17 protein-coding genes are annotated in these 20,787 nt (G+C 51.1%); 12 read left to right on the plus strand and 5 right to left on the minus strand.

Annotated elements, in window-relative coordinates; genetic code table 11:
* Positions 1-336: 336 nt before the first annotated feature.
* From fruB to D9736_RS01505, 6 genes are all read left to right on the plus strand, one after another.
* Positions 337-1,467: a fused PTS fructose transporter subunit IIA/HPr protein gene (fruB, locus tag D9736_RS01480; protein ID WP_130207094.1), complete on the plus strand. Its 1,131-nt coding sequence runs from the start codon at positions 337-339 to the stop codon at positions 1,465-1,467.
* The gene (gene fruK, locus D9736_RS01485) at positions 1,467-2,405 is read left to right on the plus strand and encodes a 1-phosphofructokinase (protein ID WP_000091270.1); all 939 of its coding nucleotides are present in this window, start codon (positions 1,467-1,469) and stop codon (positions 2,403-2,405) included. Before fruB ends, fruK begins: the two co-directional genes overlap by 1 nt.
* A 16-nt stretch (positions 2,406-2,421) precedes the next feature.
* The gene (fruA, locus tag D9736_RS01490; protein ID WP_130221882.1) at positions 2,422-4,113 is read left to right on the plus strand and encodes a PTS fructose transporter subunit IIBC; all 1,692 of its coding nucleotides are present in this window, start codon (positions 2,422-2,424) and stop codon (positions 4,111-4,113) included.
* 422 nt (positions 4,114-4,535) lie between these two features.
* Positions 4,536-5,477 carry a pseudouridine kinase gene (locus tag D9736_RS01495; protein WP_130257512.1) on the plus strand — a complete coding sequence of 314 codons (942 nt, stop codon included), beginning with the start codon at positions 4,536-4,538 and terminating at the stop codon, positions 5,475-5,477.
* On the plus strand, positions 5,465-6,403 hold the full coding sequence (psuG, locus tag D9736_RS01500; RefSeq protein WP_130257513.1) for a pseudouridine-5'-phosphate glycosidase: 939 nt from the start codon (positions 5,465-5,467) through the stop codon (positions 6,401-6,403). The genes D9736_RS01495 and psuG overlap by 13 nt, the downstream gene beginning before the upstream one ends.
* Positions 6,404-6,496: 93 nt before the next feature.
* Positions 6,497-7,747, plus strand: a complete 1,251-nt coding sequence (locus D9736_RS01505; RefSeq protein ID WP_130257514.1) for a NupC/NupG family nucleoside CNT transporter — start codon at positions 6,497-6,499, stop codon at positions 7,745-7,747.
* A 58-nt stretch (positions 7,748-7,805) separates the two neighbouring features.
* On the opposite strand, the gene D9736_RS01510 is transcribed toward D9736_RS01505, so the two are convergent.
* Positions 7,806-8,504 (minus strand): transcriptional regulator YeiL, encoded by a 699-nt coding sequence (locus tag D9736_RS01510; RefSeq protein ID WP_130257515.1) that lies wholly within the window; start codon positions 8,502-8,504, stop codon positions 7,806-7,808.
* Between the two features lie 129 nt (positions 8,505-8,633).
* On the opposite strand from D9736_RS01510, the gene rihB reads away from it, so the two are divergent.
* Entirely contained in the window at positions 8,634-9,575 is a 942-nt protein-coding gene (gene rihB / locus D9736_RS01515) for a ribosylpyrimidine nucleosidase (RefSeq protein ID WP_000415429.1), read from the plus strand.
* Between the two features lie 99 nt (positions 9,576-9,674).
* A complete protein-coding gene (locus D9736_RS01520; RefSeq protein ID WP_130257516.1) occupies positions 9,675-10,925 on the plus strand; it encodes a NupC/NupG family nucleoside CNT transporter in 1,251 nt (416 codons plus the stop codon).
* A 54-nt stretch (positions 10,926-10,979) separates the two neighbouring features.
* Here D9736_RS01520 and D9736_RS01525 read toward each other — a convergent pair whose 3' ends face one another.
* From D9736_RS01525 to D9736_RS01535, 3 genes are all read right to left on the minus strand, one after another.
* Positions 10,980-12,068, minus strand: coding sequence for a sugar kinase (locus D9736_RS01525; RefSeq protein ID WP_130257517.1), 1,089 nt, complete (start codon positions 12,066-12,068; stop codon positions 10,980-10,982).
* Between the two features lie 2 nt (positions 12,069-12,070).
* Positions 12,071-12,928: a deoxyribonuclease IV gene (gene nfo, locus D9736_RS01530; RefSeq protein WP_000873880.1), complete on the minus strand. Its 858-nt coding sequence runs from the start codon at positions 12,926-12,928 to the stop codon at positions 12,071-12,073.
* A gap of 73 nt (positions 12,929-13,001) precedes the next feature.
* Positions 13,002-14,051: a YeiH family protein gene (locus D9736_RS01535; RefSeq protein ID WP_000182044.1), complete on the minus strand. Its 1,050-nt coding sequence runs from the start codon at positions 14,049-14,051 to the stop codon at positions 13,002-13,004.
* A gap of 98 nt (positions 14,052-14,149) precedes the next feature.
* Here D9736_RS01535 and yieE point away from each other — a divergent pair, with 98 nt between their 5' ends.
* The 3 genes from yieE to cirA all read left to right on the plus strand — a co-directional run bounded on the left by yieE (position 14,150) and on the right by cirA (position 18,982).
* On the plus strand, positions 14,150-15,031 hold the full coding sequence (yieE, locus tag D9736_RS01540) for a DNA-binding transcriptional regulator YeiE (RefSeq protein ID WP_130207074.1): 882 nt from the start codon (positions 14,150-14,152) through the stop codon (positions 15,029-15,031).
* Positions 15,032-15,235: 204 nt separating this feature from the next.
* On the plus strand, positions 15,236-16,705 hold the full coding sequence (gene lysP / locus D9736_RS01550) for a lysine-specific permease (RefSeq protein WP_130207072.1): 1,470 nt from the start codon (positions 15,236-15,238) through the stop codon (positions 16,703-16,705).
* Between the two features lie 285 nt (positions 16,706-16,990).
* A complete protein-coding gene (gene cirA / locus D9736_RS01560) occupies positions 16,991-18,982 on the plus strand; it encodes a catecholate siderophore receptor CirA (RefSeq protein WP_130257518.1) in 1,992 nt (663 codons plus the stop codon).
* 31 nt (positions 18,983-19,013) lie between these two features.
* On the opposite strand, the gene yeiG is transcribed toward cirA, so the two are convergent.
* Positions 19,014-19,850 (minus strand): S-formylglutathione hydrolase, encoded by an 837-nt coding sequence (gene yeiG / locus D9736_RS01565; protein WP_130257519.1) that lies wholly within the window; start codon positions 19,848-19,850, stop codon positions 19,014-19,016.
* A 257-nt stretch (positions 19,851-20,107) separates the two neighbouring features.
* Between yeiG and folE the strand changes: the two genes are divergently transcribed.
* Positions 20,108-20,776 carry a GTP cyclohydrolase I FolE gene (gene folE, locus D9736_RS01570; RefSeq protein WP_001139613.1) on the plus strand — a complete coding sequence of 223 codons (669 nt, stop codon included), beginning with the start codon at positions 20,108-20,110 and terminating at the stop codon, positions 20,774-20,776.
* Positions 20,777-20,787: the final 11 nt, after the last annotated feature.

Consider the following 20,787-nt stretch of genomic DNA (forward strand, 5'->3'; position numbering starts at 1 on the left):
AGTTTACGCTGCCTGTCAGAAAATAAACAGTCAGTGAAATCAAACTCGCCACGAATAATCAAAATGGCATTTCACTCTTGCTGATCCTCAGCTGACGCCGTCGAAATGCTAATGCTGATGGCTAATTTCACTGTCAGCATTTCAGATTTTTGGCAAAAAAATGTGCAGCACATCAAACTTTTGGACATAATTTAGCGGCTTCCCTTGCGTGCTGAAGAAGAAGTATTATTCTTGATTGAAACGTTTCAGCGCGATCTTGTCTTTAATCCTAAGCCAGGTTGGCGCTTTTTTTCTCATAGAAGCTGAATCGTTTCAATTCAGCAAGAGAGGAGAACTATGTTCCAGTTATCCGTACAGGACATCCATCCGGGCGAGAAGGCCGGAGACAAAGAAGAGGCTATTCGCAAGGTCGCCGCGGCGCTGGTGCAAGCCGGTAATGTAGCGGAAGGCTACGTCAATGGCATGCTGGCACGCGAACAGCAAACCTCAACCTTTCTCGGCAACGGGATTGCTATTCCACACGGTACTACCGACACCCGCGATCAGGTACTGAAAACCGGCGTTCAGGTATTTCAGTTCCCGGAAGGTGTGACATGGGGTGAAGGTCAAGTCGCGTACGTGGCTATCGGTATTGCCGCCAGCTCCGATGAACATCTGGGCTTGCTGCGCCAACTAACCCATGTACTGAGCGATGATTCCGTTGCTGAACAACTGAAGTCAGCAACAACAGCAGAAGAACTTCGCGCATTGCTGATGGGCGAAAAGCAGAGTGAGCAGCTGAAGCTTGATAACGAAATGCTGACACTGGATATCGTTGCCAGTGATTTGCTGACCCTGCAAGCGTTAAACGCCGCTCGTCTGAAAGAAGCGGGCGCAGTTGACGCTACCTTCGTCACCAAAGCCATCAACGAGCAGCCATTAAATCTCGGGCAAGGCATCTGGCTGAGCGATAGCGCCGAAGGTAATCTGCGTAGCGCGATTGCGGTAAGCCGTGCGGCAAATGCTTTTGATGTGGACGGCGAAACGGCTGCCATGCTGGTGAGTGTGGCGATGAATGACGATCAGCCCGTCGCGGTTCTTAAGCGTCTCGCCGATTTGCTGCTCGACAATAAAGCTGACCGCTTGCTGAAAGCAGATGCAGCAACGTTGCTGGCGCTGCTGACCAGCGATGATGCGCCGACCGACGACGTGTTAAGCGCGGAGTTTGTGGTGCGCAATGAACACGGCCTGCATGCCCGTCCAGGCACCATGTTGGTCAATACCATTAAACAATTTAACAGTGATATTACCGTGACAAACCTTGATGGCACCGGCAAACCGGCAAACGGACGTAGTCTGATGAAAGTTGTAGCACTTGGCGTTAAGAAAGGTCATCGCCTACGCTTTACCGCCCAGGGACCAGATGCTGAACAGGCGCTGAACGCCATTGGCGACGCCATCGCCGCAGGTCTTGGGGAGGGCGCGTAATGAGCAGACGTGTTGCTACGATCACCCTTAATCCGGCTTATGACCTTGTTGGTTTTTGCCCGGAAATTGAACGCGGCGAAGTGAACCTGGTGAAAACCACCGGTCTGCATGCGGCGGGTAAAGGTATCAACGTTGCCAAAGTTCTGAAAGATCTGGGGATTGATGTCACTGTTGGCGGCTTCCTCGGTAAAGATAACCAGGATGGGTTTCAGCAATTGTTCAGCGAGCTGGGCATTGCCAACCGTTTCCAGGTTGTACAGGGGCGCACCCGTATTAATGTCAAGTTGACGGAAAAAGACGGCGAAGTGACCGACCTCAACTTCTCGGGTTTTGAAGTCACTCCAGCCGACTGGGAACGCTTTGTGACGGATTCTCTGAGCTGGCTTGGTCAGTTCGATATGGTCTGTGTCAGCGGCAGTTTACCATCAGGCGTCAGCCCGGAAGCCTTCACCGACTGGATGACTCGCCTGCGTAGTCAGTGTCCTTGCATTATCTTTGATAGTAGTCGTGAAGCGTTAGTGGCAGGTTTAAAAGCGGCACCGTGGCTGGTGAAACCTAACCGCCGCGAGCTGGAAATCTGGGCTGGCCGTAAACTGCCTGAAATGAAAGATGTGATTGAAGCTGCGCATGCGCTGCGTGAACAAGGTATCGCGCATGTCGTTATTTCACTGGGTGCCGAAGGCGCGCTTTGGGTTAATGCCTCCGGCGAATGGATCGCCAAACCACCGTCAGTCGATGTCGTAAGCACCGTTGGCGCAGGGGATTCTATGGTTGGTGGCCTGATTTATGGCTTGCTGATGCGTGAATCCAGTGAACACACTCTGCGTCTGGCGACAGCTGTTGCTGCCCTGGCGGTAAGTCAAAGCAATGTGGGTATTACCGATCGTCCGCAGTTGGCCGCAATGATGGCGCGCGTCGACTTACAACCTTTTAACTGACAGCAGGAGAGGCATAATGAAAACGCTGCTGATTATTGACGCTAATCTCGGTCAGGCACGCGCCTATATGGCGAAGACCCTGCTGGGCGCGGCGGCGCGAAAAGCAAAACTGGAAATCATCGACAATCCGAACGACGCCGAAATGGCGATTGTTCTCGGTGATTCCATCCCGAATGACAGCGCGCTGAACGGTAAAAATGTCTGGCTGGGTGATATTTCCCGGGCAGTTGCGCACCCTGAGCTGTTCCTGAGTGAAGCCAAAGGCCATGCGAAACCTTACACTGCGCCGGTCGCTGCGACAGCACCGGTTGCTGCCAGTGGTCCGAAACGCGTAGTAGCGGTGACAGCTTGCCCGACCGGGGTGGCGCACACTTTTATGGCTGCAGAAGCCATTGAAACCGAAGCGAAAAAACGTGGCTGGTGGGTGAAAGTTGAAACTCGTGGCTCTGTAGGCGCGGGTAATGCCATCACCCCTGAAGAAGTGGCAGCGGCGGATCTGGTCATTGTGGCGGCAGATATTGAAGTCGATCTGGCGAAATTTGCTGGTAAACCGATGTATCGCACCTCTACCGGTCTGGCGCTGAAGAAAACCGCGCAGGAACTGGATAAAGCCGTTGCTGAAGCGACGCCTTACGAACCAGCAGGCAAAGCTCAAACGGCGGCGACTGAAGGCAAGAAAGAGAGTGCTGGCGCGTATCGTCACTTGCTGACGGGCGTTTCCTACATGTTGCCGATGGTGGTTGCTGGCGGTCTGTGTATCGCGCTTTCTTTTGCTTTTGGTATCGAAGCGTTTAAAGAGCCGGGTACGCTGGCCGCGGCGCTGATGCAGATTGGTGGCAGTTCAGCCTTTGCGCTGATGGTGCCGGTACTGGCAGGTTATATTGCCTTCTCTATTGCCGACCGTCCGGGCCTCACGCCTGGCCTGATTGGCGGTATGCTGGCGGTCAGCACAGGTTCTGGTTTCATTGGCGGTATTATTGCGGGCTTCCTGGCAGGTTACATCGCGAAGCTAATCAGCACGCAGCTGAAACTGCCGCAGAGTATGGAGGCGCTGAAACCGATTTTGATCATTCCGCTGATTTCCAGTCTGGTTGTTGGTCTGGCGATGATCTACCTGATCGGTAAACCGGTTGCTGGCATCCTCGAAGCTCTGACTCACTGGCTGCAAACGATGGGGACTGCGAATGCGGTTCTGCTGGGTGCGATCCTCGGCGGCATGATGTGTACTGATATGGGCGGCCCGGTTAACAAAGCGGCATACGCGTTCGGTGTGGGTCTGCTGAGTACCCAAACCTATGGCCCAATGGCAGCGATTATGGCGGCAGGTATGGTGCCTCCTCTGGCAATGGGGCTGGCAACGATGGTGGCGCGTCGCAAATTCGACAAAGCGCAGCAGGAAGGCGGCAAAGCCGCTCTGGTACTGGGACTGTGCTTTATTTCGGAAGGTGCAATTCCGTTTGCTGCTCGTGATCCGATGCGCGTGCTGCCGTGCTGTATCGTTGGTGGGGCGCTGACTGGCGCAATCTCAATGGCGATTGGTGCGAAACTGATGGCACCGCACGGTGGTCTGTTTGTTCTGCTGATCCCTGGCGCTATTACGCCGGTACTGGGTTACCTGGTAGCAATTATTGCCGGTACGCTGGTGGCGGGTTTGGCTTATGCCTTCCTGAAACGTCCGGAAGTGGACGCGGTAGCGAAAGCCGCATAATAAAACGTGAACAACAGGGCAGAAATTTCCTGCCCTGTATCATTTGATGATCGCAAGGTGATTGACAAGTTCTTGAAGGTAACTATATGAATTTATATGGTTTATCTTTAAGTGAAAACCTGAAATCTTCATCGAACATCAACGTTATTTCCTCAAGGGCAGATTAATTTCTGCCCTTTTTTATTGTTCCTGTTCTGTGCATCCCATCACAAATTCTCCGTTTTTTTAATCCATGCATTTAATAGCGTTTTGTGAGCCTGTTCAAATCTGCCCATTTTGCCCATCTGGCGGCAATTTACTTTAAGTAAAACATGCATACTATGAGCACATGTTTAAATATGAACACATGTTTAAACGTTATTTGCAGTACCTATATTCTTGTGGATTGACAGAGTTGGTAATTTTTTACCAGGGGACGTACTATGCGCGAAAAGGAATATGTCGTAATTATAGGTTCGGCGAATATTGATGTCGCCGGATATTCACATGAATCATTAAATTATGCGGATTCAAATCCAGGGAAAATAAAATTTACTCCTGGTGGAGTAGGGCGCAATATCGCGCAAAATCTGGCGTTGCTGGGGAACAAAGTCTGGCTACTTAGCGCTGTAGGCAGTGATTTTTATGGCCAATCGCTCCTGACGCAAACCAATCAATCCGGTGTTTATGTCGATAAATGCCTGATTGTGCCAGGGGAAAATACCTCGAGCTATTTATCATTGCTCGATAATACCGGTGAAATGCTGGTTGCTATAAATGACATGAATATTAGCAACTGTATTTCTGCGGAATATCTCGCACAGCACCGTGAATTTATCCAGGGAGCAAAGGTCATTGTCGCTGACTGTAATATCAGTGAAGAGGCGTTGGTCTGGATTCTGGATAATGCCGCCGACGTACCTGTATTTGTCGATCCGGTTTCGGCCTGGAAATGCGTCAAAGTGCGCGACCGTCTAAGTCAGATCCACACCCTGAAGCCAAACCGTCTTGAAGCGGAAACCCTGAGCGGGATTGCGCTGTCAGGGCGTGAAGATGTCGCAAAAGTTGCCGCCTGGTTCCATCAACATGGCCTGAACCGCCTGGTACTGAGTATGGGCGGAGACGGTGTTTACTACAGTGAAATCGGCGGTGAAAACGGCTGGTCTGCAGCGATTAAAACCAATGTCATTAATGTTACCGGAGCGGGCGATGCCATGATGGCAGGTCTTGCATCGTGTTGGGTCGACGGAATGCCGTTTGCCGAATCTGTTCGTTTTGCACAGGGATGTTCGTCAATGGCGCTCTCCTGTGAATACACCAATAACCCAAATTTATCGATTGCCAACGTTATATCGTTAGTGGAGAACGCAGAATGTCTGAATTAAACATTTCCCCTGAATTATTACAAATTTCCCCGGAAGTTCAGGATGCTTTAAAAAGCAAAAAACCAGTAGTTGCGCTGGAATCGACCATTATCTCTCACGGTATGCCGTTTCCACAAAATGCCCAGACGGCAATTGAAGTAGAAGAAACTATTCGTAAACAGGGCGCTGTACCTGCCACTATCGCCATTATTGGTGGCGTGATGAAAGTGGGGTTAAGCAAAGAAGAAATTGAATTGCTGGGTCGTGAAGGACATAACGTAACCAAAGTTAGCCGTCGCGATTTACCTTTTGTTGTTGCCGCCGGAAAAAATGGCGCAACCACCGTTGCTTCAACGATGATTATTGCGGCGCTTGCCGGAATTAAAGTATTTGCCACCGGTGGTATTGGCGGTGTGCATCGCGGGGCGGAACATACCTTCGATATTTCTGCCGATTTGCAAGAACTGGCAAATACCAATGTCACCGTTGTTTGTGCCGGGGCGAAATCTATTCTCGATTTAGGCTTAACTACCGAATATTTAGAAACTTTCGGTGTACCGCTAATTGGCTATCAGACCAAAGCGCTGCCTGCGTTTTTCTGCCGCACCAGCCCGTTTGACGTCAGCATTCGTCTCGACAGTGCCACAGAAATTGCCCGTGCGATGGCGGTGAAATGGCAAAGCGGGCTGAACGGTGGCCTCGTGGTAGCGAACCCGATCCCGGAACAGTTTGCTATGCCGGAACACACTATCAATGCGGCGATCGATCAGGCGGTAGCTGAAGCTGAAGCGCAGGGTGTTATTGGTAAAGAAAGTACGCCGTTCTTGCTGGCGCGCGTTGCTGAACTGACCGGCGGTGACAGCCTGAAATCCAACATCCAGCTGGTGTTCAACAACGCCATTCTGGCGAGTGAAATTGCCAAAGAATACCAGCGTCTCGCGGGTTAATTTCTGACGGGCAGAAAGCCGTCGCCCGTACTGATCATACATACCGAAACCTGGCGCTGACGCCGGGTTTACTGGCATGAAGGGAAAATCATTATGGATATAATGAGAAGTGTTGTGGGGATGGTGGTGTTACTGGCAATAGCATTTTTGTTGTCGGTAAATAAAAAAAGTATCAGTTTGCGCACGGTTGGAGCCGCGCTGCTGCTGCAAATCGCTATTGGTGGCATCATGCTCTATTTTCCGCCGGGAAAATGGGCAGTAGAACAGGCGGCATTAGGCGTTCATAAAGTGATGTCTTACAGTGATGCCGGTAGCGCCTTCATTTTTGGTTCGCTGGTTGGGCCGAAAATGGATGTTCTCTTTGATGGAGCGGGCTTTATCTTCGCCTTTCGCGTACTTCCGGCGATTATCTTCGTTACCGCGCTCATTAGCCTGCTTTATTACATTGGCGTGATGGGGCTGCTGATTCGCATTCTTGGCAGTATTTTCCAGAAAGCCCTCAACATCAGCAAAATCGAATCTTTTGTTGCAGTTACCACTATTTTCCTCGGGCAAAACGAGATCCCGGCGATCGTAAAACCGTTTATCGATCGCATGAATCGCAACGAGTTGTTTACCGCAATTTGTAGCGGGATGGCGTCCATTGCTGGTTCGATGATGATTGGTTATGCCGGAATGGGCGTGCCGATTGACTACCTGTTAGCGGCATCGCTGATGGCTATCCCCGGCGGTATTTTGTTTGCGCGTATTCTTAGCCCAGCAACCGAGCCTTCGCAGGTGACATTTGAAAACCTGTCATTCAGCGAAACGCCGCCAAAAAGCTTTATCGAAGCGGCGGCGAGCGGTGCGATGACCGGGCTGAAAATTGCCGCGGGTGTGGCGACGGTGGTAATGGCGTTTGTCGCAATTATTGCGTTGATCAACGGCATTATCGGCGGAATTGGCGGCTGGTTTGGTCTCGCCAATGCTTCTCTGGAAAGTATTTTTGGCTATGTGCTGGCGCCACTGGCGTGGATCATGGGGGTAGACTGGAGCGATGCCAACCTTGCGGGTAGCCTGATTGGGCAGAAACTGGCGATTAACGAATTCGTCGCTTACCTGAGTTTTTCACCATACCTGCAAACGGGCGGCACGCTGGAAGTGAAAACCATTGCGATTATCTCCTTTGCGCTGTGTGGTTTTGCTAACTTTGGTTCTATCGGCGTTGTCGTTGGGGCGTTTTCGGCTATTTCGCCAAAACGTGCTCCGGAAATCGCCCAGCTTGGTTTACGGGCGCTGGCAGCAGCGACGCTTTCCAACCTGATGAGTGCGACTATTGCCGGGTTCTTTCTTGGGCTGGCGTAATGCTCGATTTGTAGTCCGGATAAGACGTATCCGGCAATCGCACTATTGCCAATAATTTTTACTGCATCATCCCGGAGAATTTATTCTCCGGGTCCATTTCCAGCGCCAACCCTAACAGCTGCTTTCTGTTTTTAATTAAATATCCTTTCTGACTTTTAATTAATAAACCGTCGTGAATGAATTGCGCGAGAACATATAACAGGTGCCGATAAGAAACACCCAAATACTCTGCCGCTTGTGTGTGTTTTTCGTGATAAAGATCACCTTCTTGCGAGAGTAATATAAATGCTGCCAGGCGATTCACTAACGGAAATGATTGGTTCTGCGTTAGAGATACAATATTACGATAATTTTTATGACTTAAGGTGACGCAGAGTTTTCGTAAAAATAGCGTGTCGTTTAATAACAGCGGACGGTAATGTTTCATGGGGAGCACAATACACCAACACTCTTCAATAGCCTGTACCGCACGCGGTTCATGATCTTTATCGATTAACTCAATCTCGCCAATAAAACAGGGCGCGGCAAAGAAATCAATCAGCGACACGCGACCATTAGCTAGCGTGGCGTAAAGTCTGGCACGGCCTCGCGTCAGGTAAAACAGCCAGGACGGCTGTTGCCCTTCCTGCACAATGTAGTCACGCGCTAAAAAATGAAACAGCCGCGTATCGGCTGAAACATCCGTTGAAAAGCAATCCTTAAACGCGGATTCACTCATCAATTGCTGCTTAAGATCATTATTGTGGATTTCTTTCACGATGTTTATCCGCTATGAGATTTCTCATATTTAGCATACGTACGCTGTTGTTAAGATTCAATCATCGGCCCGGTCGAATTTTCTTTGCTGTAGAAAAAATAACGCAACTGGAAACAGAGGAAATAAACAATGGAAAAGAGAAAAATTATTCTGGATTGTGATCCGGGTCATGATGATGCTATTGCCATAATGATGGCTGCGAAACATCCGGCGATTGATTTATTAGGTATCACTATTGTGGCGGGTAATCAGACGCTTGATAAAACATTAATTAATGGCCTGAATGTTTGCCAGAAACTGGAGATTAATGTTCCGGTTTATGCGGGGATGCCGCAGCCCATTATGCGTCAACAAATTGTTGCCGATAATATTCACGGTGAAACCGGACTGGATGGCCCGGTATTCGAGCCGCTGACCCGCCAGGCAGAAAGCACTCATGCGGTGAAATACATCATCGATACCCTGATGGCAAGCGATGGCGATATCACTCTGGTGCCGGTTGGTCCGTTGTCAAACATCGCGGTGGCAATGCGCATGCAACCCGCAATTCTGCCCAAAATCCGTGAAATTGTACTGATGGGCGGCGCTTATGGTACTGGCAACTTTACGCCATCTGCCGAGTTCAACATCTTTGCTGACCCGGAAGCCGCACGCGTGGTGTTCACCTCCGGCGTTCCGTTGGTGATGATGGGCCTCGATCTCACCAACCAGACCGTTTGCACCCCTGACGTGATTGCACGGATGGAAAGGGCAGGCGGCCCTGCCGGGGAGCTGTTCAGCGACATCATGAACTTCACTCTCAAAACGCAGTTCGAAAACTACGGTCTGGCTGGCGGCCCGGTGCACGACGCCACCTGCATCGGTTATCTGATTAACCCTGATGGCATTAAAACCCAGGAGATGTACGTCGAAGTGGACGTCAACAGTGGCCCTTGCTATGGGCGTACCGTCTGCGACGAGCTGGGCGTTCTTGGCAAGCCCGCCAATACCAAAGTCGGCATCACTATTGATACCGACTGGTTCTGGGGATTAGTCGAAGAGTGCGTTCGCGGCTACATCAAAACCCATTAAGTGTTGATAACAAGCCGGGCCAGTATCGCAAAATGCAGGCCCGGCTATTTCTGATGGGCAGAAAGCCGTCGCCCAATATGACATGAAGAGATAATAACTATGGATGTCATGAGAAGTGTTCTGGGAATGGTGGTATTGCTGACGATTGCGTTTTTACTGTCAGTAAACAAGAAGAAGATCAGCCTGCGTACCGTTGGCGCGGCGTTAGTATTACAGGTCGTGATTGGCGGCATTATGCTTTGGTTACCGCCAGGGCGTTGGGTCGCTGAAAAAGTCGCTTTTGGCGTCCATAAAGTGATGGCGTACAGCGACGCGGGTAGCGCATTTATCTTCGGTTCTCTGGTCGGACCGAAAATGGACACCTTATTTGATGGCGCAGGATTTATCTTTGGTTTCAGGGTATTACCGGCAATTATCTTCGTCACTGCACTGGTGAGTATTCTCTACTACATCGGTGTGATGGGGATTTTAATTCGCATTCTCGGCGGTATATTCCAGAAAGCATTAAATATCAGCAAGATTGAGTCATTCGTCGCGGTTACTACCATTTTCCTCGGGCAAAACGAAATTCCGGCGATCGTGAAGCCCTTTATCGATCGGCTGAATCGCAATGAATTATTTACAGCTATTTGCAGCGGGATGGCCTCAATTGCTGGTTCGACAATGATTGGTTACGCTGCACTGGGCGTACCTGTGGAATATCTGCTGGCGGCATCATTAATGGCGATCCCCGGCGGGATCTTGTTTGCCCGCCTGCTAAGCCCGGCTACGGAATCTTCGCAGGTTTCCTTTAATAACCTCTCTTTCACCGAAACACCGCCAAAAAGCATTATTGAAGCGGCAGCGACCGGGGCGATGACCGGGTTGAAAATCGCTGCGGGTGTGGCAACAGTGGTGATGGCATTTGTTGCCATCATTGCGTTAATTAACGGTATTATCGGCGGCGTTGGCGGCTGGTTTGGTTTTGAGCAAGCCTCGCTGGAGTCCATTTTAGGTTATCTGCTGGCCCCGCTGGCGTGGGTGATGGGTGTTGACTGGAGTGATGCAAATCTTGCCGGGAGTTTGATTGGGCAGAAGCTGGCGATCAATGAATTTGTCGCTTATCTCAATTTCTCGCCATATCTGCAAACGGGTGGCTCTCTGAATGCTAAAACCGTGGCGATTATTTCTTTTGCGCTGTGCGGTTTCGCTAACTTTGGTTCTATCGGGGTAGTGGTTGGGGCATTTTCTGCGGTTGCGCCACACCGTGCGCCGGAAATCGCCCAGCTTGGTTTACGGGCGCTGGCGGCGGCGACGCTTTCCAACCTGATGAGTGCGACCATTGCCGGGTTCTTTATTGGTTTAGCGTAGTGCGCGATTTATGAGCCGGATAAGACGCGTTAAGCGTCGCATCCGGCAACATTGTTACACCATTGGCACTAATGAAAGCGCGTTATCGGCAGACAGGGTAGGGTTGTTTAAGCTGCCGCTGGCGCGCGAAATTGCCGCGCAGGCCATCGCAAAACGGGCGCTATCACGGAAACTGCTTCCTTCCAGAAAGCTATACACCAGGCCCGCCATAAAACCATCGTCAGCACCAAAACTGTCTACCGTCGTATGTGCTGGCGGAGTCAGCAAAAATTGTTCACCATCCTTTTCGCTGCAATAAACTGACTCATCGGGCAAATAAACAAACAGTTGCTGAACACCTTGCTGATGCAACGCATTCACTGCGGCATTACGGTCAGCATCGCTGATGATCGCCTGTCCCCATAAAATTTCCAGTTCCTGTAAAGTGGGTTTCAGGGTGTGAATATGCGCCAGCCAGTGTTTGATTTTGCCCGCTTTGAATTCTGAAACGGTATCGACAAACACCGGGATTTCATCAGCGAGGGTAAAGACCCACTCCAGCGCCTCGGCAGTCAGGTTACAATCTGCCAGCACTACGCCCGCATGACGAAGTAAATCGCGAGACCCGTTCAGTAGTTGCGGTGTCAACTGTTCCAACAGATGGGTATCGTTAATCGCCAGCACGGTTTCATCGTCTCGATTGGCAATTGCCAGATACGTCGATGTGCTTTGACCGTGTAAACGAACGCAGCCGGAGACATTCACGCCGGCGCGGCGCGTCTCTTCCAGGAGCATTTCGCCATAAAAGTCATCGCCAATCACCGAGAGTAAATGGACGTCGCGGCCTAACAGTGCCAGATTGTGGGCGATGTTGCGCCCAACGCCGCCCGCCGAGCAATGAATCGTACCGGGATTAGAGGCCGCTTGCGGATAACGGATATCCGCCATCCCGCGAATATCCATATTGATTGTTCCCACCACCACGCAATATTCCTGCTCGGTGAGAATGTAACCTTTGCCTTTAATCCGCCCTTTGCGCATTAAATCCATAATATGCGCCGCTACGCGCGAACGGCTAATTTGCAGCATATCCGCAATTTCATTCTGCTGAATCAGCGGGTTACGCCGTAAAATTGCAAGGATTTCCTTCTCCCGGTTGTTCATTTTCAGGCTACCGCTTTTTCAGTTTGTTGCGCTTTCAGCCAGGCGATCTCTTCTGCCCAGATATCCGGGTTGATAGTTTCGAGGATCAGCGGAATGCCGTCGAAACGGTCGTCCTGCATGATCCAGCGGAACGCATCATGACCGATATTGCCTTCACCGAGGCTATGATGGCGGTCAACGCGGCTGCCAAAGGTGCTTTTCGCATCGTTAAGGTGCATCCCGCGCAGATATTTAAAGCCGACAATACGAGCAAAATCAGCGAACGTTTTCTCGCATTCGGCTGGAGTACGCAAATCATACCCGGCAGCGAAAGCATGGCAGGTATCAATGCAGACGCCGACGCGGGATTTATCTTCCACACCGTCGATAATCGCTGCGAGATGTTCGAATTTAAACCCTAAATTGCTGCCCTGACCGGCGGTATTTTCAATCACCGCGGTCACACCTTGTGTTTTATCCAGCGCAATGTTGATGGATTCGGCAATACGCGCAAGGCAATCCTCTTCTGAAATCTGCATCAGATGGCTGCCAGGGTGGAAGTTGAGCAAAGAAAGCCCTAGCTGTTCGCAACGCTGCATTTCATCTATAAAGGCATCGCGCGATTTTTCCAGAGCTTCAGCGACCGGATGTCCGAGGTTAATCAGATAACTGTCGTGGGGAAGAATTTGCGCCGATGTGTAGTGATATTTTTCACAGGCGGCTTTGAATTCATCGATGGTTTGCGTCGTGAGCGGTGCGGCACGCCACTGACGTTGGTTTTTGGTGAACAAGGCAAACGCGGTTGCGTCGATTTCGGCGGCGCGAATTGCGGCATTTGCCAGACCGCCAGCAGCACTAACGTGCGCTCCAATGTATTTCATGCGAGGACTCCTGTTAAACCCGCTGGAGGAAAACGGTAATGATAGCGGGTTAACAGGAGCAAGATGTAGTGGTTTATGCGATGACGCTTTGAATCACATAGTTAATTGCACCACCACCAACAATCAGCCAGGCAAACAGTACCAGTGCCATCAGCAGAGGTTTCGCCCCGGCCTTTTTCAGCGCGCTGACGTGAGTGGTCAGACCCAGCGCCGCCATCGCCATTGCCAGCAGGAAGGTATCCAGCGTTACCAGCATGTTCACCACGCTCTGCGGTAACAGGTGGAACGAGTTAAAGATGGCAACTACGATGAACAAGATGGCAAACCACGGAATAGTGATTTTGCTTTTCTCGCCGCTGTTCGCCCCAGACAGCTGTTTAACACGCGCCGCCAGCAGGATGAGGAACGGAGCCAGCATCATCACGCGCAGCATTTTGGAAATAACTGCTGCGTTTTCTGCATCCGGGCTGATGGCATGACCTGCCGCCACCACCTGCGCCACTTCGTGCACAGTAGAACCAATGTAGATACCGAAAGTTTCCGGGCTAAACCATTGAGACATCAGCGGATATATCGCCGGGTAGAGGAAAATCGCGACGGTCCCGAAGATAACAACGGTTGCAACAGCCACGGTTACTTTACTGGCTTCCGCTTTCACTACCGGCTCAGTCGCCAGTACCGCTGCAGCACCACAGATACTGCTACCGGCACCGATCAACCAGCTGGTGTGCTTATCCAGACCAAACACTTTCTGCCCCAGGAAGCAAGCCAGCAGGAAGGTACTGGACAGCGTCAGCACGTCAATGATGATCCCACTGATACCGACATCGGCAATTTGCGAGAACGTCAGACGGAAGCCATAAAGAATGATACCCAGACGTAATAAATATTGCTTGGCAAACAGCACGCCACCGTCACAGCTTTTCCAGATGTGCGGATAGATGGTGTTGCCTAAAACCATCCCCAACAAGATTGCGAGGGTGAGGGCACTAAACCCGGCACCCGCAATCGCGGGAATGGAACCACCCCACAGGGCGACCCCGGTGATAACTGCACTCAGGGCTAACCCCGGAATAAAATGCCACAGTGTACGATGTTGTTTCTGTAAGGTGATATTCGTCATAACCCTCTCCTTTAACCGGGCATAAGGTTACGACTAACTGGTTTAAAAATAAAATTGATTATATATTTATAATTAATCTTTATAAGTGGTAAGCGACTATGCACATCACCCTCCGGCAGTTGGAAGTTTTTGCAGAAGTATTGAAAAGTGGATCAACCACCCAGGCGTCGGTGATGCTGGCGTTGTCGCAATCAGCAGTGAGCGCAGCCTTGACCGACCTGGAAGGGCAGCTTGGCGTGCAACTGTTTGATCGCGTGGGGAAAAGACTGGTTGTTAATGAACACGGGCGGCTGCTCTATCCGCGTGCGTTGGCACTGCTTGAACAGGCGATTGAAATCGAACAACTGTTTCGCGAAGACAACGGCGCGATTCGTGTCTATGCCAGTAGTACCATCGGTAACTACATTCTGCCTGCAGTCATCGCCCGGTATCGCCATGATTATCCGCAGTTGCCGATTGAACTGAGCGTTGGGAACAGCCAGGACGTGATGCAAGCGGTGCTGGATTTCCGCGTTGATATTGGCTTTATTGAAGGACCGTGCCACAGCACTGAAATCATTTCTGAACCGTGGCTGGAAGACGAGCTGGTGGTTTTCGCCGCGCCGACTTCGCCGTTGGCTCGTGGTCCGGTCACTTTAGAACAGCTGGCCGCTGCGCCGTGGATCCTGCGTGAACGCGGTTCCGGCACGCGGGAGATTGTCGATTATCTGTTGCTGTCACATTTACCGAAGTTTGAGATGGCGATGGAATTAGGTAACTCCGAGGCAATCAAACATGCGGTGCGTCATGGGTTGGGAATTAGTTGCCTGTCGCGAAGGGTCATTGAAGATCAATTGCAGGCTGGCACATTAAGTGAAGTTGCTGTCCCTCTGCCGCGCCTGATGCGTACGTTGTGGCGTATACATCATCGGCAGAAACACCTTTCCAACGCGTTACGGCGCTTTCTGGAGTACTGCGATTCCTCCACTTTGCCGCGTTAATCCGTTGTACAGAAACCTACGGGGGCTGTGTCGATTTTGTGACGCAGCACCACCGGTATACATTCGCCAGAAAAGAGATTGGTTGCTTTACTTATAATCCCTGGGCGATCATGAAGGTGTCTTATAAAAGCGTATTTCTACCGGAAGGATTGCAAATCGTCTGCTACAATCGCGCCTCATTTTTAAGATGGATAGCATTTTCGTATGGTTTCCGAAACTAAAACCACAGAAGCGCCGGGCTTACGCCGTGAATTAAAGGCGCGTCACCTGACGATGATTGCCATTGGCGGTTCCATCGGTACGGGTCTTTTTGTTGCCTCTGGCGCAACGATCTCTCAGGCAGGTCCAGGTGGGGCGCTGCTCTCGTATATTCTGATCGGCCTGATGGTTTACTTCCTGATGACCAGTCTTGGTGAACTGGCGGCATATATGCCGGTTTCTGGTTCCTTTGCCACTTACGGTCAGAACTATGTTGAAGAAGGCTTTGGCTTCGCGCTGGGCTGGAACTACTGGTACAACTGGGCGGTAACTATCGCCGTTGACCTGGTGGCCGCTCAGTTGGTCATGAGCTGGTGGTTCCCGGACACCCCAGGTTGGATCTGGAGTGCGCTGTTCCTCGGCGTTATCTTCCTCCTGAACTACATTTCAGTTCGTGGCTTTGGCGAGGCGGAATACTGGTTCTCACTGATCAAAGTCACCACGGTCATTGTCTTTATCATCGTCGGCGTGATGATGATTATCGGCATCTTCAAAGGCGCACAGCCTGCGGGATGGAGCAACTGGACGATTGGCGAAGCACCATTTGCTGGTGGTTTTGCGGCGATGATCGGTGTGGCAATGATTGTCGGCTTCTCTTTCCAGGGAACTGAGCTGATCGGTATTGCTGCAGGCGAGTCCGAAGAACCGGCGAAAAACATTCCACGCGCGGTACGTCAGGTGTTCTGGCGAATCCTGCTGTTCTATGTGTTCGCAATCCTGATCATCAGCCTGATCATTCCATACACCGATCCGAGCCTGCTGCGTAACGATGTTAAAGACATCAGCGTCAGCCCGTTCACCCTGGTGTTCCAGCATGCGGGTCTGCTCTCTGCGGCGGCGGTGATGAACGCGGTTATTCTGACGGCGGTGCTGTCAGCGGGTAACTCCGGTATGTATGCGTCTACTCGTATGCTGTACACCCTGGCGTGTGACGGTAAAGCGCCGCGCATTTTCGCTAAATTGTCGCGTGGCGGCGTACCGCGTAACGCGCTGTATGCGACCACGGTAATTGCGGGTCTGTGCTTCCTGACCTCCATGTTTGGTAACCAGACGGTATACCTGTGGCTGCTGAACACCTCCGGTATGACAGGCTTTATCGCCTGGCTGGGAATTGCGATCAGCCATTATCGTTTCCGTCGCGGTTATGTGCTGCAGGGGCATGATATTAACGATCTGCCGTACCGTTCAGGCTTCTTCCCGCTGGGACCGATCTTCGCTTTTGTGCTGTGCCTGATTATCACTCTGGGCCAGAACTACGAAGCGTTCCTGAAAGACACTATCGACTGGGGTGGCGTAGCGGCAACCTATATTGGCATCCCGCTGTTCCTTATGATCTGGTTTGGCTATAAGTTGATTAAAGGAACCCACTTCGTACGCTACAGCGAAATGAAGTTCCCGCAGAACGATAAGAAATAAGTTTTACCCCTTCCTTAATAAAGCCCTCTCAACCGAGAGGGCTTTTTCTTTTCCTTAGTATTCATACGGATATAAAATTTAACATTTGGATTGATAATTGTTATCGTTTGCATTATCGTTACGCCGAAATCAAAAAAGGCTGACAAATCAGAGGCTGTTCAGGCTTTTGGGATGATCACCTGCATACAAAAAAGTCTACCGCGATGCTGCCGTACGCAAGGGGACATGAAGAAGATGTGAGCGATAACCCATTTTATTTTCGTAGTTACCTCATGGAGATATGGAATGTTTAGGTTGAACCCTTTCGTACGGGTCGGGCTGTGTTTGTCCGCAGTTTCATGTGCATGGCCTGTGTTAGCGGTTGATGATGATGGCGAAACGATGGTAGTCACGGCATCTTCCGTTGAACAAAACCTCAAAGATGCGCCCGCCAGTATCAGTGTCATTACCCAGCAAGATTTGCAACGTAAACCAGTGCAAAATTTGAAGGATGTCCTCAAAGAAGTGCCGGGCGTACAACTGACTAACGAAGGGGACAACCGTAAGGGCGTCAGTATTCGTGGTCTGGATAGCAGCTACACCCTGATTCTTGTCGATGGTAAACGTGTTAACTCGCGCAATGCCGTCTTCCGCCATAATGACTTTGACCTGAACTGGATCCCGGTCGATTCCATCGAACGTATCGAAGTGGTACGTGGCCCGATGTCTTCACTGTATGGTTCCGATGCGCTCGGCGGCGTGGTGAACATCATCACCAAAAAAATCGGCCAGAAATGGTCAGGCACTGTAACGGTAGATACCACCATTCAGGAACATCGCGATCGCGGTGACACCTACAACGGCCAGTTCTTCACGAGTGGACCGCTGATTGACGGCGTGCTGGGAATGAAAGCTTACGGCAGCCTGGCAAAACGTGAAAAGGATGACCCGCAGAGTTCCTCTACTACCGACACGGGAGAAACGCCGCGTATTGAAGGATTCTCCAGTCGCGACGGCAATGTCGAATTTGCCTGGACGCCGAATCAAAATCACGATTTTACCGCTGGTTACGGTTTTGACCGCCAGGATCGCGATTCTGACTCGCTGGACAAAAACCGCCTCGAACGCCAGAACTACTCCGTAAGCCATAATGGGCGCTGGGATTACGGCACCAGCGAACTGAAATATTATGGTGAGAAAGTCGAGAACAAAAACCCAGGCAACAGTAGCCCGATTACTTCCGAAAGTAACACGGTCGATGGTAAATACACGCTGCCGCTGACGGCTATCAATCAGTTTGTCACGGTGGGGGGGGAATGGCGCCACGACAAACTTAGCGATGCGGTGAACCTGACCGGCGGCACCAGCACTAAAACGTCCGCCAGTCAGTACGCGCTGTTTGTGGAAGATGAATGGCGGATCTTCGAGCCGCTGGCGCTGACGACCGGCGTGCGTATGGACGATCACGAAACCTACGGCGAACACTGGAGTCCGCGTGCCTATCTGGTTTATAACGCCACCGACACCGTAACGGTGAAAGGCGGCTGGGCGACGGCATTTAAAGCGCCTTCTCTGTTGCAACTTAGCCCTGACTGGACGAGCAATTCCTGCCGTGGCGCATGCAAGATTATTGGTAGCCCGGATCTGAAACCAGAAACCAGCGAAAGTTGGGAACTGGGGCTTTACTACATGGGTGAAGAGGGCTGGCTGGAAGGGGTTGAATCCAGTGTGACCGTCTTCCGCAATGATGTGAAAGATCGTATCAGCATCAGCCGTACGTCTGACGTCAACGCTGCACCGGGCTACCAAAACTTTGTTGGTTTTGAAACGGGGGCAAACGGTCGACGTATACCGGTGTTCAGCTACTACAACGTTAACAAAGCTCGTATTCAGGGCGTGGAAACCGAGCTGAAAATTCCGTTCAACGATGAATGGAAGCTGTCACTCAACTACACCTACAACGATGGACGCGATGTCAGCAACGGTGAAAACAAACCGCTATCCGATCTGCCGTTCCATACCGCTAACGGTACGCTAGACTGGAAACCGCTGGCGCTGGAAGACTGGTCGTTTTATGTTTCTGGTCACTACACTGGTCAGAAACGAGCCGACAGCGATACCGCTAAAACGCCAGGTGGCTATGTGATCTGGAATACCGGCGCGGCCTGGCAGGTGACCAAAGACGTCAAACTGCGCGCAGGCGTGCTGAACCTGGGCGACAAAGATCTGAGTCGTGATGACTACAGCTATAACGAAGACGGACGTCGTTACTTTATGGCTGTGGATTATCGCTTCTGATGAGGAGATGCCCGGCGAACCGGGCGAACTTTCACTTCAGTAAATACTGCGCATGGAAGCGCAGATGATCCTCTATAAAAGAAGCAATGAAGTAGTAACTGTGATCATAACCAGGTTGAATACGTAGCGTCATCGGCCACGCTTTCTGGCGCGCGGCTTCTGCCAGTACTGCAGGTTGCAGTTGGTCAGCAAGAAACTGATCATTATCACCCTGATCAATAAGCGTCGGGATCGCATCCTGCGTGTTACTGGCATACATCAGCGCGCAACTGTCCCATTCCAGCCATGCATTTTTGTCCTCACCTAAATAGGTGCTAAACGCTTTGATTCCCCACGGGACGCAGCACGGATTCACAATCGGCGCAAAGGCCGAAACGCTGGTGTATTTGCCAGGATTTTTCAGCGCCATAATCAATGCGCCATGACCCCCCATCGAATGACCACTAATAGCACAGCGATCGCTGACGTTAAATTGCGATTGAATCAGCGTCGGTAATTCATCGCGCAGATAATCATACATCCTGTAATGCGTCGCCCACGGCGGTTGCGTGGCGTTGAGATAAAACCCCGCACCCTGGCCTAAATCGTAGCCATCATCGTTAGCAATCTGTTCGCCGCGCGGGCTGGTGTCTGGCATTACCAGCACAATCCCCAGTTCTGCCGCTATGCGCTGAGCGCCTGCTTTGGTGGTGAAGTTCTCGTCATTGCAGGTTAAACCTGAAAGCCAGTACAGCACTGGCGGAGGGGCGTTGTCGCGGGGCGGTGGGAGAAAGATGCTGAACGTCATCGGACAATTTAAGGTACTGGAGTCGTGCCGCCAGCGTTGCTGCCAGCCTTCAAAACAGCGGTGCTCTTCGAGCATTTCCATGCGTGGCTCCTTGTTGTGTTGTTTGCATTTTAGTCATCATACCGTTTATTCAATGCGCTGTGAGTAACTTTCACTTCCGCATATGCATAACGATGTTTTAACATCTAACGCTGAAAGGCAGCGGCAATTACAATAATTATCGCTGTGAATACTGGATTATGTGCGCCACCTCACGCACAATAATCGGGCTGCTAATCAGCTTAATAACTTTGCCCCCACGCAGGGCGGAGGCGTCACACCTGCAGGAGAAAACATAAATGCCATCACTCAGTAAAGAAGCGGCCCTGGTTCATGAAGCGTTAGTTGCGCGAGGACTGGAAACACCGCTGCGCCCGCCCGTGCATGAAATGGATAACGAAACGCGCAAAAGCCTTATCGCCGGTCATATGACTGAAATCATGCAGCTATTGAATCTCGACCTCGCTGATGACAGTTTGATGGAAACGCCGCATCGCATCGCTAAAATGTATGTCGATGAAATTTTCTCCGGTCTGGATTACGCCAATTTCCCGAAAATCACCCTCATTGAAAACAAAATGAAGGTCGATGAAATGGTCACCGTGCGCGATATCACCCTGACCAGCACCTGCGAGCACCATTTTGTCACTATCGATGGCAAAGCTACGGTAGCCTATATCCCGAAAGATTCGGTGATTGGCCTGTCGAAAATTAACCGCATCGTGCAGTTCTTTGCCCAGCGCCCGCAGGTGCAGGAACGTCTGACTCAGCAAATCCTCATTGCGCTGCAAACGCTGCTGGGCACCAATAACGTGGCTGTCTCCATCGACGCGGTGCATTACTGCGTGAAAGCGCGTGGCATCCGCGATGCAACCAGCGCCACGACAACGACCTCCCTCGGTGGTTTGTTCAAATCCAGTCAGAATACGCGGCACGAGTTTCTGCGCGCTGTGCGTCATCACAACTGATTAAAAGGCAG

Source organism: Escherichia sp. E10V10 (genome assembly GCF_004211985.1).
Classification (GTDB): Bacteria; Pseudomonadota; Gammaproteobacteria; order Enterobacterales; family Enterobacteriaceae; genus Escherichia.

Bases quoted from the DNA above. Each gene is read 5' to 3' on its own strand.
- fruB (WP_130207094.1), top strand. From the start codon at position 337: ATGTTCCAGTTATCCGTACAGGACATCCATCCGGGCGAGAAGGCCGGA.
- fruK (WP_000091270.1), top strand. From the start codon at position 1,467: ATGAGCAGACGTGTTGCTACGATCACCCTTAATCCGGCTTATGACCTT.
- fruA (WP_130221882.1), top strand. From the start codon at position 2,422: ATGAAAACGCTGCTGATTATTGACGCTAATCTCGGTCAGGCACGCGCC.
- D9736_RS01495 (WP_130257512.1), top strand. From the start codon at position 4,536: ATGCGCGAAAAGGAATATGTCGTAATTATAGGTTCGGCGAATATTGAT.
- psuG (WP_130257513.1), top strand. From the start codon at position 5,465: ATGTCTGAATTAAACATTTCCCCTGAATTATTACAAATTTCCCCGGAA.
- D9736_RS01505 (WP_130257514.1), top strand. From the start codon at position 6,497: ATGGATATAATGAGAAGTGTTGTGGGGATGGTGGTGTTACTGGCAATA.
- rihB (WP_000415429.1), top strand. From the start codon at position 8,634: ATGGAAAAGAGAAAAATTATTCTGGATTGTGATCCGGGTCATGATGAT.
- D9736_RS01520 (WP_130257516.1), top strand. From the start codon at position 9,675: ATGGATGTCATGAGAAGTGTTCTGGGAATGGTGGTATTGCTGACGATT.
- D9736_RS01525 (WP_130257517.1), bottom strand. From the start codon at position 12,068: ATGAACAACCGGGAGAAGGAAATCCTTGCAATTTTACGGCGTAACCCG.
- nfo (WP_000873880.1), bottom strand. From the start codon at position 12,928: ATGAAATACATTGGAGCGCACGTTAGTGCTGCTGGCGGTCTGGCAAAT.
- D9736_RS01535 (WP_000182044.1), bottom strand. From the start codon at position 14,051: ATGACGAATATCACCTTACAGAAACAACATCGTACACTGTGGCATTTT.
- yieE (WP_130207074.1), top strand. From the start codon at position 14,150: ATGCACATCACCCTCCGGCAGTTGGAAGTTTTTGCAGAAGTATTGAAA.
- lysP (WP_130207072.1), top strand. From the start codon at position 15,236: ATGGTTTCCGAAACTAAAACCACAGAAGCGCCGGGCTTACGCCGTGAA.
- cirA (WP_130257518.1), top strand. From the start codon at position 16,991: ATGTTTAGGTTGAACCCTTTCGTACGGGTCGGGCTGTGTTTGTCCGCA.
- yeiG (WP_130257519.1), bottom strand. From the start codon at position 19,850: ATGGAAATGCTCGAAGAGCACCGCTGTTTTGAAGGCTGGCAGCAACGC.
- folE (WP_001139613.1), top strand. From the start codon at position 20,108: ATGCCATCACTCAGTAAAGAAGCGGCCCTGGTTCATGAAGCGTTAGTT.